Origin of the sequence: Thalassolituus marinus, assembly GCF_020320395.1 — a bacterium.
GTDB lineage: Bacteria > Pseudomonadota > Gammaproteobacteria > Pseudomonadales > Oceanobacteraceae > Venatoribacter > Venatoribacter marinus.
In genome coordinates this window covers 61,150-73,502 of sequence record NZ_JAEDAH010000020.1, presented here as the reverse complement: position 1 = coordinate 73,502, position 12,353 = coordinate 61,150, and the positions used below count along the sequence as shown (strand labels likewise).

Sequence of the window (12,353 nt, the reverse complement as noted above, 5' to 3'; positions counted from 1 at the left end):
TAAATCGGGCAGCCAACAACAATCCACGTCCATTATCGGATAATTCAAGTACCGTAGGAGCGGGCCATGCCCGCGACCAGATAAATCGGGCTGCCAACAACAATCCACGTCCACATCGAGTAATTCAAACACAGTAGAAGCTCGCTATGCCCACGACCAGATAAATCGGGCGGCCAACGCACAATCCACGCCCACATCGAGTAATTCAAACACAGTAGAAGCGCGCCATGCCCACGACCAGATAAATCGGGCAGCCAACAACAATCCACGTCCACATCGAGTAATTCAAACACAGTAGAAGCGCGCCATGTCCACGACCAGATAAATCGGGCAGCCAACAACTATCCACGTCCACACCGAATAATTCAAACGCCGTAGGAGCGGGCCATGCCCGCGACCCACATCAAAGCCAAACCGCATCCCAATAGGGATAGTCACCAAGCCGATCCACCAGCCCTGCCCGCAATGGATTAGCAGCGATATACCGTGCTACTGAGCGGATATCATCCTCTTCTCGCAAAGCATGATCATAAAAAGCCGGAGCCCATATGTTCTGCGAGCAACCAGCGCGTCGGGTAAGACGCGCTGACGCTGATTTCATTGAGCCAACCAGAGTACTCAGCTTCGTATCATCCGCTAATTGTATAAGCCAATGTACATGGTCAGGCATCAGAACCCAGCAAAGCAGCCTTGAATGCCCCAATAGTTTCGTCTGTGTAAACCCGTTTATTGCTGCTCTTGCGTACAGCCACTCAGAAAATAGCGGAGAACGATCAACAGTGGCTGCAGTAATAAAGTAAATATTATTAGCGGCCGAAAAGCGTCCTTTCCGAAGACTGCGATGTCCGTAATTTGTTTCCATTCTGCTCACAATACCATCCTTGGTATTTCAGGCTTTTGTCGTGGGCATGGCCCACTCCTACGAATCCCTAGTCGAAGAAACGACCATGATCACACGCGAAGAATTCAATCGCCCTGGTCGTGGGCATGGCCCACTCCTACGAATCTATAGCCGAAGGAACGATCATACCCGCGACAGAAGAATCCAAACGCCGTAGGAGCGGGCCATGCCCGCGACCCGTTACAACAATGAAGGTTATTTAATAATCTGAATCAGCTGCTTAAAGGCCGTACCTTCGGCTACTTTCTGCAACTCAAACAACGCCATTTCCACCGACGTCAGTTGCGCGCCCAGGCTTTCCATCTTACGCAGGCCAAGTTCTTTGTTCGCCAAGGTGCGCGAGCTGACGGCATCCATAACCAGATGCACATCGTATTTTTCACGCAACAGATCACACACGGTCTGATACACGCAAACGTGAGTTTCCAGGCCCGCGACCAGCCAGTTCTGACGCTTGTGCTCTTTCACCGCACGGGCAATAGCGGCATTCTGCATTCCACTGAAGGTATTTTTTATCAGCGGTTCACCGTCAAGCAAATCGCGGATTTCTTCCCGGGTTGAGCCCAGCTTTTCCGGCAGCTGTTCCATCCATACCACCGGCAAGCCCAATATCCGGGCTCCTTTAATCAGTGTGCGCAGCTGGGCAAATAAACTGTCTGAATCGTGCATCAGTGTCGATAATCGGCCCTGCACATCGACAATCATCAGGCCGGTATTTTCTGTGTTTAACATACGCCTTTCCTGTGTTGTATGGATCAGTGATTCAGTAAGGTTTCCAGATCCGCCTGTGACGGCATAAACCAGTAAGCCCCGGTTAATGCGGTTGAATATTTCATCAGATGGTCACTGAAACCATCGCCGGTATTACCCAGCATACGTTCCAGCTGAATTGAAATACGGGTGAGGTTGCAGGCGAAGGCAAGAAAATACAGGCCATGCTCATCTGCACCGCCATAAGGGGTACTGCGGCGGTATATTTTCTGCGCCACACCATCGAGTTTCACATCGGTACGGGCGACGTGGGAAGTCGGTGGCATATCGTCACCTTCCAGTTCGATATTATCGCTTTTGGTACGGCCGATAACCTGCTGCTGCTCATGCAGACTGAGTTTGGCAAAATCCTGCAGATGGTGTTTCCATTCCTGCGTGAACACATATGAACCGCCACAGCCGGCTTCACCTTGCGGAATCAGGGTTGCATCCAGGCGCTTGTCGCCTTCCGGATTGGCAGTACCATCAACAAAACCGGTAAGGTCACGCGCTTCGCGATTTTTGAAGCCGCTCAGATCGAGTACACAGTCGGTACAATCACGCATGGCGTCATGCACCTGCAGTACAGCGTCCATAACATCACCGCGATCTTCACCATGAATCCAGAAAAACAGATCGGATTGATTGGACGGCATGCTGTAGCCATTTTCACCGATCATTTCGCTGAACGGCACCAGCTGGGCCGGACGCCATTGCGGATTCAGACGATCCCAGGCATCGGCGCCAAAGCAGACCGCAATCCAGGCTCCTTCGACATGGCGTACAGCCTGTTTGATTGCCTGCAGCAGGGAGGCATTATCAACCCCCTGACGCCATTGCATTTCCAGATAGTGAGCACTACGGCCAGGCTCTTCCAGCAGACCCGGCTGACAGATAGTTTGATTCGACACGCTTGAGCTTCCTCCTGAATCTTATGCCCGGACTATATCACGTCCGGGCATAAAGCTCCTGATCAGCGGCGGGCCGAGCTGACTCTGTCGAGCAGATAAAACAGCGAGTGATACGGAATGCCGGAATGGCGGCTGAGGCCTACCTCGCAGGTGCGGCTGGTTGAGATCCCTTCGCGGCACTCACTCACCTGCGCTTGCAGAGGCGCCAGTGCCGAGGCGTTCAGTTCCGGCTGCATAAAGCCTTTATCGCCGGCAAATCCACAACAGGTTATATCCTGCGGAATCACCACCTGGGTTGAGCACTGTCTGGCCAGTGCAATTAAACCATCCGCCAGCCCCTGTTTGGTGGTTGAACAGGTAACGTGCACGGCAACGGCTTCTGCCGTCGGCGCAATATTCAGTGCTGGCACCAGCATACGATTGGCAAATTCAATCGGGTCCAGCAATCGAATACGCTCATCGAGTTTCTGCTGCATGCGAAAAACACACGGGCTGGTATCAATCATGACCGGAATACGGCCATTATCAGACACCTGCAACAGCGCCTGATTCAGGCGTTCACGCATGGCATCGGCCTGGTCAAAATGCCCCTTACTTTCCAGCGGCATACCGCAACAGTGCTGATCCTGATCAGGCAGCATGGCAACATGTACCCCGGCTTTTTTCGCCAGTTCCAGCGTCACCTGCATTAAGCTGCGCTGATCGCTGTCCTTTGCCCCGGGCCCCATGGTACGGCTGGCACAGCTAGGGAAATAAATCACCTGGGTCAGCTCATTAACACTATGCTCGCAGGCGTTCACAGTCGCAGCTGACGTTGGCATGGCATCGTGCCACAGTGGCGTTTTACCGAGTGTCAGCGTATTCACACCTTTGGATACCGCAATCAAAGCGCCATCACCGAGTAAATCGCGGGAAAAATCCGTCAACTGAAAGGCCATTCGGCTGGCTTTGGTAATTCCGCCAAAATGGTCAGCCGCCCAGCGGGCCTTACCAGCATGTTTCTTATTGCGTTCGCTGCGTAGCTTACGGCTGAGATCACCGGTATTAATACCAACCGGACAAGCCAGACTGCACAAACCATCCGCCGCGCAGGTGTCGATGCCCATGTACTGGTAATCGTCCAGCAGTGACTGGTAAGAAGCGTCTTTGCCATCACGCTGCTGGCGCTTCAGCTCGCGCATAATCACAATGCGATGACGCGGCGTCAGAGTCAGGTTCTTTGACGGGCACACAGGTTCACAGAAACCGCATTCAATACAGCGGTCAATCAGATCGTCTGCTTCTGGTATCGGTTTCAGATTTTCAATATGAGCCCGCAGGTTGCGGGTCAGAATAACATCCGGATTGAGCAGCCCCTGCGGATCAAACAGCTGCTTAATTTCCCACATCAGCTCATAGGCCTGAGCACCCCACTCCATTTCCACGAACGGTGCCATATTACGCCCGGTACCGTGTTCGGCTTTCAGTGAGCCGTCATAGCGTCCGACCACCAGCACACACACCTCATCCATAAAATCGGCATAGCGCTGGACTTCCTGCGGATCGGTGAAATTCTGGGTAAATACAAAGTGCAGGTTTCCGGCTAAGGCATGACCGAAAATAATGGCTTCGTCGTAACGGTATTTTTTAAACAGTGCCTGCAGTTCAAGAACCGCTGGTGCGAGGTTTTCCACCGGAAAGGCAATGTCTTCGATAATAACCGTGGTGCCTTTTTCACGCACTGCACCCACCGCCGGAAATAATCCTTTACGGATATTCCAGTACAGGGCACAGGTGTTTTTATCCGTGGTGAACTCTTTGGCCGTCAGGGTAGAGAAATCCTGCAGAGCCGACGTGGTTTGCTGCAGTCGTTGTTGCAGCTCCTGCTCATTACTTGCACGAACTTCAACCAGCAGCGCGGCAGCGTCATTATCCAGCCCGGCCAGATAGTCCGGCATACCCGGCTTATTTTCCACCGAGCGCAGACCGGCACGATCAATCAATTCCACCGCGGCCACCGGAGCAGAAGAAAGAGCGGTTACTGCCCTGCTGGTCTGTTCGATGTTGGCAAACAGCAACAGGGCAGACGCTTTATAGGCGTGCTCTTCGACCGTGTGATAAATCACTTCGGACACAAATCCCAGCGTGCCTTCTGAGCCCACCAGAAGGTGCTGCATAATATCGATCGGATCAGAAAAATCCACCAAAGCATTAAGGCTGTAGCCGGTGGTATTCTTAATTCTGAATTTGTTAACAATGCGTTCGTGCAATGACGGGTTATTTTTTACCCGATTATGCATAGCCTGCAATGCATCCAGCAGATCGCCATGACTATCGCGAAAAGCGCTGCGCGATGCCTCGTCACCAGTGTCCAGCACGGTGCCATCAGCCAGTATCAGACGCATGGAAGCCAGTGTCTGGTAGGTATTCTGCGCCGTACCACAGCACATACCCGATGCATTGTTAGCGACAATACCACCGATTTTACAGGTATTAATGGATGCCGGATCCGGGCCTATTTTGCGCGCAAAGGGTGCCAGTAACTGATTTGCCCGTGCACCGATGACTCCCGGCTCAGTCCTGATCTGAGCGCCGTTATGCAGAACTTCAGCGGCATTCCAGCCATTACCAAGACGCACCAGCACGCCATCAGTCACCGCCTGCCCGGAAAGGCTGGTGCCTGCCGCGCGAAAGGTTAAATGCACTTTGTGCTGGTGCGCGTAATGCAGCACCTGACGAACTTCTTCTTCGTTCACCACGGTGAGCACAATCTGCGGAATCAGGCGATAAAAGCTGGCATCCGTGCCAAACGCCAGGGTGCGTAACGGGTCGGTGATAATGCGTTCGACAGCAATATGACGGGAAATATCCTGCGCAAAAGCGCTGTAAGCCTGCTTCATTGTTTAAATATCCATCACCAGAATGACAACCAGCTGTTTCGGACCATGAGCACCGTAAGCCAGTGTCTGTTGAATATCGGCGGTTTTACTCGGGCCGGAAATAAGCAAAACGTTGGTTGGCATGGGCGATGGCATGCGCCCCTGTGCCACCAGTTGGGAGAAATTGGCCACCATGGCTGACGCACGCAGCAGCACAATATTCAGCGGCGGAACCAGCGATAAGGTACGCGGTTCGTTGGCACCGGTGACAATCACTAATGAACCGGTTTCCGCCAGGCCAGCCGTGGCCACAGAAAAGCCGGCATCAATCTGGTGGAACAGGGTTTCTTTACTCTGCTCTCCGGTAATGCAGGCAGCATCCAGCATGGCAGACACACTATCCACCAGCAGGCGGCCCTCGGCATGATTACCACTGCGCAGTACCGATACACCCTTTTCCGCCAGTACAGACGCCACCAGTTCCGGCCAGTTATTGTCATCACATTCAATAACCTCGGCGTGGTTATCGCTGAGGTTCTGGCGAAACAGCGCCAGCCATTCGCTGCGTTCTGGCAATGGCCAGTCGCATGGTGTCTGCAACGGGTCCGGGCGCGGTGCGTCCGCAGAGGAGCGCAAACGCTGTAAAATTCTGTCGCGACTGTTCATCAGCGTTGCGCTCCTGTTTCGTTGTGTGATTTCAGCTCACTGGCCACGCCGTGTGCTCTGGCCAGTTCATGCAATGTTTTCGTTTGCGGCAGCGGCGTTGTGCGACTGTCAGTCCATGGCGACAGCAAGCGCGTCACCAGGGCTGTGCGGAACAAGGGCCGGCTGCGGGTCAGTAACCACATCATGGTGCGGAATAACCAGGGACTACTGTGCGCCAACGCCCAGCCCCGCCATATCAGTGCTTCAGACGCCGAGCGCTTCACGCCCTGGCCGCTGACCGCGCTGTCATCCCGGGTTGGTATGCGGTTGGCTTCATGACGTAATTCACGAATCAGTGCAGGCAACGGAATACGCACCGGACAGGCCTCACCGCAGGCACCGTTCAGCGAGCAGGCGGATACCATATCGCCATGTTTTTCCAGCCCGCCGATTTGCGGTGTGACCACCTGACCGATAGGTCCCGGATAGGTTGAACCATAAGCATGGCCGCCGATACGGGCGTACACCGGGCAATGGTTCATACAGGCCCCGCAGCGAATACACTGCAAGGTTGGCTTCAGGGTTGGATGGCTGAAGATTTTTGAGCGCCCGTTATCCACCAGCACCAGATGCACCTGTTGCGGGCCATCCAGCTCACCCGCTTTGCGCGGTGCGGAAATCATATTGAAATAGGTACTGATTTTCTGGCCGGTGGCTGAGCGGGTTAACAGCGTCAGTAGTTCCGGCACATGGGAAAAATCTTCCACTACTTTTTCAATCCCAGTTACCGCGATGTGCAGATCCGGTACCGTGGTGGTCATGCGGCCATTACCTTCATTTTCCACCAGACACAGTGTGCCAGTGTTAGCCACCGCCATATTCACACCGGAAATACCGGCATCGGCTTTTTCAAACTTTTCGCGCAGAATCGCGCGTGCATTGCCGATCAGCTCATCAACGTCTTCGGTATATGGCACTGGCTCACCACTGCTGCTTTGTGCGCGGCCATGCATCAGACGGGCTATCTGTGCAGTGTTTTTATGAATTGCAGGCATGATGATGTGCGATGGTGTTTCACCGGCGAGCTGCACCAGATATTCACCCATATCACTTTCTAAACACTCGATACCTTTTTCTTCAAGGTAGTGGTTCAGTTCGATTTCTTCCGTCACCATGGATTTGCCCTTCACCACAGTGCGTGCATTATTGTCCGCCAGAATGCCGTGAATAATTTCACAGGCTTCGGTGGCGGTTTCGGCCCAGTGCACCTGAATGCCATTGGCCGTGAGATTTTTTTCCAGCGTTTCCAGCAATTGCGGTAATTTACTCAGACTGTACTGGCGAATAGCCTCACCACGATCGCGCAGGCTTTGTAATGCGTTATCGTCGCTGAAGACCGAACGACGTTTATTCATCAGAAAATCGGATGCACCGCGAAAGCTTTTACGCAGCGCTTCGTTTTCCAGTGCCATGCGCGCGCGCACGCTGAAATGGCGCGACTGCATATCGCTGAAGTCGTGCTGTTCCTGATCCAGCTGCTGCTGCATCTGTTCGCGAGTCTGCGTACTCATGCCTGACCTCCCTGACCGTGCAATCGCTGATACAGCAAGGAAGCCAGATGCTGTGAGGCAATGCCCTTACCCTGTTTCTTCATGGTACCGCTGATATTCATCAGACAACCGCAGTCCGCGCTGACCAGTCGTTGCGCACCGGTATCGGCGATGGCGCTGGCCTTATCAGCAGCCATGGTGGCGGAAATATCTGCCTGCTTCACGGCAAAAGTGCCACCAAAGCCACAGCATTCACTGGCCCGCTGCGGCTCAACCAGATGCACACCCGGCAGGTTCTGCATCAGTGTCTGATGATCTTCGGCCACACCCAGACTGCGGCGCGAAGAACAGGATACGTGCAGTGCCAGACGCATAGCGCTCTGATCCTGCGCCTCTGCCAGACGGGTATGCAGCTGCAGTACATTGACCAGAAACTCACCCAGTTCAAAGGTACGCGCGGCGAGATCAAGCGCTTGCTGCTCTTCCGGCTGGCCGGCAAACAGTTGCGGATATTCTTTAATCATCATGCCGGTGCAGGAGCCCATCATCACCACCAGCGGAATATCGGCGGCAAACGCCTGTAACTGCTGACGCGCAACGCGCCGCGCTTCGTCGTCATAGCCCGAGTTGTAGGCTGGCTGCCCACAACAGGTCTGGCTTTGCGGAAAGATCACCTCCAGCCCTTCAGCCTGCAGCAGACGAATGGCATCCAGCCCGGCATCCGCGTAAAAGCCGTCCACCAGACAGGTGCCCATCAGGTAGACCGCTGACGGTCGGCCTGGATACTGGCGACGCGCACTGCCACTGGCAGCATCGACAAATAAGGGTTCATTCATTGGGCTTGGCTCTCTGTTTGGCTGAGTCTGTTTGCTTAGCTAACGGCTCTTTCTATATCCGATCGCTCCGGATAAATTGGTAATACCAATTAACCAGTTATAAATTATGCAGTAAAAAGTACGCCCATGAAGCAGCCCGGTCAATGCGTATTATCCCTATATTCCTCAATATAATATCGACATTGGTGGTATAAATCGGATGTGCTGCCATCGACTAAAACTCTTTCAACCAATTGACCATTTATGGATGACAGAGCTGCAAATTGGTCATACCATGAGCGCAGTTAATGACCTGTAAGAGCGTAGCAGCATGTCTGAGCGTCCGATCAAAGCCAGCAAAATTTCTGACATTATTGCCGAGCGTCTGGAATCTATGATTCTCGAAGGCAGCCTGGCGCCGGGCCAGAAAATGCCCCCGGAGCGCGATCTGGCGCTGCAGTTTGAAGTGTCTCGCCCCTCCCTGCGGGAAGCACTGCACAAGCTCGAAGCCAAGGGGCTGGTTACCCGCAAACAGGGCGGCGGTACCTTTGTTTCAGCCGATATCGGCCTGTCGTTCGTCGACCCTCTGATGCAACTGTTCCAGACTCACTCCGAATTCAATTACGATCTGCTGGAATTCCGCCACGCTCTGGAGGAAGTCGCCGCCCATTACGCAGCACTGCGCGCAACCGCCGCCGACCATGAAATTATTGAACGTCGTTTTCAGGAATGGCTGCAGTGCCATGAAGCACGCAAGGGCTATCGCGAAGAAGCCGAAATGGACTGGCGTTTTCACCTCGCTATTGCCGAAGCCTCGCACAACGCGGTGTTGCTGCACTCCATGCGGGCACTGTTCAGCCTGTTCAAACAGACCATCGCCAGCAACCTCGAGCACCTGTACAGCAAGGATGAACGCCGCGAGGAAATTCAGCATCAGCATCGCGCCATTAAGGATGCGGTCATCGCTGGTGATGCCAAAGCTGCACAGCAGGCCATTAACGATCATCTGGCCTTCGTTGAGGAAACCCTGCAGCAAAGTGCGCGCGTGGCCAGCCACTCACAACGCTCACTGCGCCGTATCGGCCTGATGCGCTGACCTTCAGCGCAAGAGCAGAGGCCGAACACTTGCCTCTGCTACCCTGCACCGCTAGTCTGGGCGCCTCCAGCGACGTCAACAGGGACAGCGACATGCCCGCTCCAGCCGAGCACACTCTCAGCCACTGGCTGCATCCACGGCAGATGCTCAGTCATTTACGCGATATCGACAGCGAAGCAAGCCGCGAGCGCCAGCAATGCAGTGACGAAACACTGTGGCTGCGTGCCTGGACGGTTATTGCCGTTGCCTGCCTGTGCCTGCTGATGGTCCATTACCTGAAATATTCCAACAACCTGCGCGAATTTATCCCGCTACTGGAGAGCCTGTTTGGTATTGAAAACAGCCAGTGGAAAATGGCCTGGTTGCGCTCGCCTTATCGCGATCTGATTGGCAATGTCTGGTGGGGCTGCTGGCAACTGATTGGGTTTATGCTGATTCCGATGCTCACCATTCGCTTCATTCTGAAGCAGCGCCTGCGGGATTACGGCTGGCAGGCAGGTAGCGTCAAAGAGCACTGGCTCGGCTATGTATTACTGGCCACGCCGATCATGGTGTTCGCCATCATCGCCAGCTTCGGTGATGATTTTTCCAACCATTATCCATTTTATAAACTCGCCAACCGCAGCTGGAGTGACCTGCTGATGTGGGAAGCGATTTATATTCTGCAATTTGTGGCGGTGGAATTTTTCTTTCGCGGCTTTCTGGTGAATGGCCTGCGTCTGCAGTTCGGCAGCCTGTCCGTCGCCGTGATGTGCCTGCCCTACCTGATGCTGCACTTCCCTAAATTGTGGCCGGAATCCTTTGGTGCCATTCTGTTCGGTTTTTTTCTCGGCATTCTCGCGCTGCGCTCAAAATCTATCTGGGGCGGCGTAGCCGTGCACGTCAGTATTGCAATGACCATGGATATTGCAGCGCTGCTGCAAACCCGGGGGCTGCCACAGCAGTGGATGCCTTAAAGCCAGAAGCCAGAAGCCAGAAGCCTAAGCTAAAACCGCCAGGCAATAAAACGGCTCTGTTTCTGCCCCTGTGCCATCGGCACAACGTGCACAACTTTCGCGTCCAGCTGGCGTAATAAGCGTTTCAGTGGTGCGACGTTTTCATCTTTTGATACCAGCGCAGTAAACCAACCCACCTGTTGTTTAAAATGGGCGCTGTCACGCATCAGGCGTTTAAGAAAAGCCAGCTCGCCACCTTCACACCACAGCTCATTACTCTGGCCACCAAAATTGCGCTCGACCGAGGATTCGCGCCCTTTCAGATTACGCCATTTACGCCGCGCCTGCGCTTCAGCTTCTTTCTGCGACGCATAAAACGGCGGATTGCACAGCGTTAAATCAAAGTATTCACCGTCACGGATCATGCCCGTGAATACCTGCTCCGCTTTACGCTGCATACGAATATCGATACCCGCCAATTGCGGGTTATCCGTCAGTAATTTATGCGCATTACGGATAGCGATACTGTCCGCATCCGTTGCCACAAACTGCCAGCCAAAGGCCTGACTGCCAATCATCGGGTAAATCAGATTCGCTCCGGTACCAATATCCAGCACACGTACCTGCTCTGTTTTATCACCGAGCAGATCACGTACGTGATAGAGGTAGTCTGCACGCCCCGGCACGGGTGGACACAGGGAGCCTTCCGGCAGATGCCAGTGGGCAATGCCATAGTGATGCTTCAGCAAGGCACGATTCAGCGTTACCACCGCCGAATTCTTGCTGAAATCCACGGTTTGTTCACCACTTGGGTTAGTTGTCAGAAAACGTTCCAGTTCCGGCAGGTCTGCTACCAGTGCCGCCATATCGTAGCGCCCCTGATGCGGGTTCTGCGGGTGCAGGCCAGTGGCTTTTTCTTTCCACGGGCTGGCGGCGCCTTCAGTACGGGGTTTGTAATCGTCACGCGGGCGCGCGCCATCGCGGCCGCCGAAGCCGCTGCGCGGACGCTCGTCGCGGGAGAAACTGCGATCACCACGTGCAGCACCACGGTCCGGGCCACGCTCGTTGCGGCTGAAAATACGGTCACCGCGATCACCGCTGCGTTCGGAACCGCGCTCAGAACCGCTGTCATTGCGGCTGAAATTACGGTCACCGCGATCACCGCTGCGCTCAGAACCACGCTCATTGCGACCATAGCCACGGTCAGTGCCATCACCGCGTTCTGAGCTACGTTCGTTGCTGCGGAAATCACGGCGATCGTCTGCACGGGCAGGACGGCCTTCACGCTGCTCGTAGGCAGGTTTGCCAGATGACTTGTCGTACGGTTTACGCTCGGATGAGCGGGACTGGTCATCACGACCTTTATTGCGCCATTCGCCACTACCTTCTGAACGGCTTTCATAGCGACCTTCTGAACGGCTTTCATAGCGACCTTCTGAACGGCTTTCATAGCGACCTTCTGAACGGCCTTCGCTGCGCTTGTCGAAACGGTCACCGTGCGCAGGCGCACGCTCTTTGCGCTCATACGGACGGGACGACCGTTCGCCATCGGCTGAGCGTGGCGGGCGATCATCGCGCGGGGCGCTTCTGGAACCATCGCGCGGGGCGCTGCGGGAACTATCACGCGGCGGCTGGTCACGACGGTCGTAAGGCTTGCGATCGGCGCGCGGTTCGCGGCGGCCATAGGGCGACTGACCAGCCTCAGACGGGAAAGCCTTAGCATCCGGTTCGCCAGAGCGATCCTGTTCTGCTGAATCTGTCGTTTGGCGGGACGATCTTTCCCAGGGATTTTTTGATGAGCTCAAGGCGGTATACCAAGGATGGAATTGCGCACATGATAGCAGAGCCAGCCGTTTAAAATAAAAAGCCCCGCAGAGCGGGGCTTGTGTCAT

Annotated in this window: 10 protein-coding genes; 2 read left to right on the top strand and 8 right to left on the bottom strand. The window is 54.5% G+C overall.

The annotated features are described in order from the left end of the window. Positions 1-403: 403 nt before the first annotated feature. From I9W95_RS04675 to I9W95_RS04645, 7 genes are all read right to left on the bottom strand, one after another. On the bottom strand, positions 404-862 hold the full coding sequence (locus tag I9W95_RS04675; protein WP_225672545.1) for an REP-associated tyrosine transposase: 459 nt from the start codon (positions 860-862) through the stop codon (positions 404-406). A gap of 234 nt (positions 863-1,096) precedes the next feature. Continuing rightward, positions 1,097-1,633, bottom strand: a complete 537-nt coding sequence (locus tag I9W95_RS04670; RefSeq protein ID WP_225672359.1) for a hydrolase — start codon at positions 1,631-1,633, stop codon at positions 1,097-1,099. A 23-nt stretch (positions 1,634-1,656) separates the two neighbouring features. Beyond that, a complete protein-coding gene (locus I9W95_RS04665; protein ID WP_225672357.1) occupies positions 1,657-2,562 on the bottom strand; it encodes a Dyp-type peroxidase in 906 nt (301 codons plus the stop codon). Positions 2,563-2,624: 62 nt separating this feature from the next. Continuing rightward, positions 2,625-5,441: an FAD-binding and (Fe-S)-binding domain-containing protein gene (locus I9W95_RS04660; RefSeq protein ID WP_225672355.1), complete on the bottom strand. Its 2,817-nt coding sequence runs from the start codon at positions 5,439-5,441 to the stop codon at positions 2,625-2,627. A 3-nt stretch (positions 5,442-5,444) separates the two neighbouring features. Beyond that, positions 5,445-6,086: a LutC/YkgG family protein gene (locus I9W95_RS04655; RefSeq protein WP_225672353.1), complete on the bottom strand. Its 642-nt coding sequence runs from the start codon at positions 6,084-6,086 to the stop codon at positions 5,445-5,447. Beyond that, complete coding sequence (locus I9W95_RS04650; RefSeq protein WP_225672351.1) at positions 6,086-7,636, bottom strand: LutB/LldF family L-lactate oxidation iron-sulfur protein; 1,551 nt, start codon at positions 7,634-7,636, stop codon at positions 6,086-6,088. The genes I9W95_RS04655 and I9W95_RS04650 overlap by 1 nt, the downstream gene beginning before the upstream one ends. Beyond that, positions 7,633-8,451: a (Fe-S)-binding protein gene (locus I9W95_RS04645; RefSeq protein WP_225672349.1), complete on the bottom strand. Its 819-nt coding sequence runs from the start codon at positions 8,449-8,451 to the stop codon at positions 7,633-7,635. The genes I9W95_RS04650 and I9W95_RS04645 overlap by 4 nt, the downstream gene beginning before the upstream one ends. A 310-nt stretch (positions 8,452-8,761) precedes the next feature. Between I9W95_RS04645 and I9W95_RS04640 the strand changes: the two genes are divergently transcribed. Further along, positions 8,762-9,526 carry a GntR family transcriptional regulator gene (locus I9W95_RS04640; RefSeq protein ID WP_225672347.1) on the top strand — a complete coding sequence of 255 codons (765 nt, stop codon included), beginning with the start codon at positions 8,762-8,764 and terminating at the stop codon, positions 9,524-9,526. Positions 9,527-9,618: 92 nt separating this feature from the next. Then, positions 9,619-10,482 carry a CPBP family intramembrane glutamic endopeptidase gene (locus I9W95_RS04635; protein ID WP_225672345.1) on the top strand — a complete coding sequence of 288 codons (864 nt, stop codon included), beginning with the start codon at positions 9,619-9,621 and terminating at the stop codon, positions 10,480-10,482. Between the two features lie 29 nt (positions 10,483-10,511). Here I9W95_RS04635 and rlmF read toward each other — a convergent pair whose 3' ends face one another. Beyond that, the gene (gene rlmF / locus I9W95_RS04630; protein WP_225672343.1) at positions 10,512-12,266 is read right to left on the bottom strand and encodes a 23S rRNA (adenine(1618)-N(6))-methyltransferase RlmF; all 1,755 of its coding nucleotides are present in this window, start codon (positions 12,264-12,266) and stop codon (positions 10,512-10,514) included. Between the last annotated feature and the right edge of the window lie 87 nt (positions 12,267-12,353).

Excerpts from the sequence above, each read along its gene's own strand:
- I9W95_RS04640 (WP_225672347.1), top strand. The coding sequence starts at position 8,762 with ATGTCTGAGCGTCCGATCAAAGCCAGCAAAATTTCTGACATTATTGCC.
- I9W95_RS04670 (WP_225672359.1), bottom strand. The coding sequence starts at position 1,633 with ATGTTAAACACAGAAAATACCGGCCTGATGATTGTCGATGTGCAGGGC.
- I9W95_RS04655 (WP_225672353.1), bottom strand. The coding sequence starts at position 6,086 with ATGAACAGTCGCGACAGAATTTTACAGCGTTTGCGCTCCTCTGCGGAC.
- I9W95_RS04645 (WP_225672349.1), bottom strand. The coding sequence starts at position 8,451 with ATGAATGAACCCTTATTTGTCGATGCTGCCAGTGGCAGTGCGCGTCGC.
- I9W95_RS04635 (WP_225672345.1), top strand. The coding sequence starts at position 9,619 with ATGCCCGCTCCAGCCGAGCACACTCTCAGCCACTGGCTGCATCCACGG.
- I9W95_RS04675 (WP_225672545.1), bottom strand. The coding sequence starts at position 862 with ATGGAAACAAATTACGGACATCGCAGTCTTCGGAAAGGACGCTTTTCG.
- I9W95_RS04660 (WP_225672355.1), bottom strand. The coding sequence starts at position 5,441 with ATGAAGCAGGCTTACAGCGCTTTTGCGCAGGATATTTCCCGTCATATT.
- I9W95_RS04650 (WP_225672351.1), bottom strand. The coding sequence starts at position 7,636 with ATGAGTACGCAGACTCGCGAACAGATGCAGCAGCAGCTGGATCAGGAA.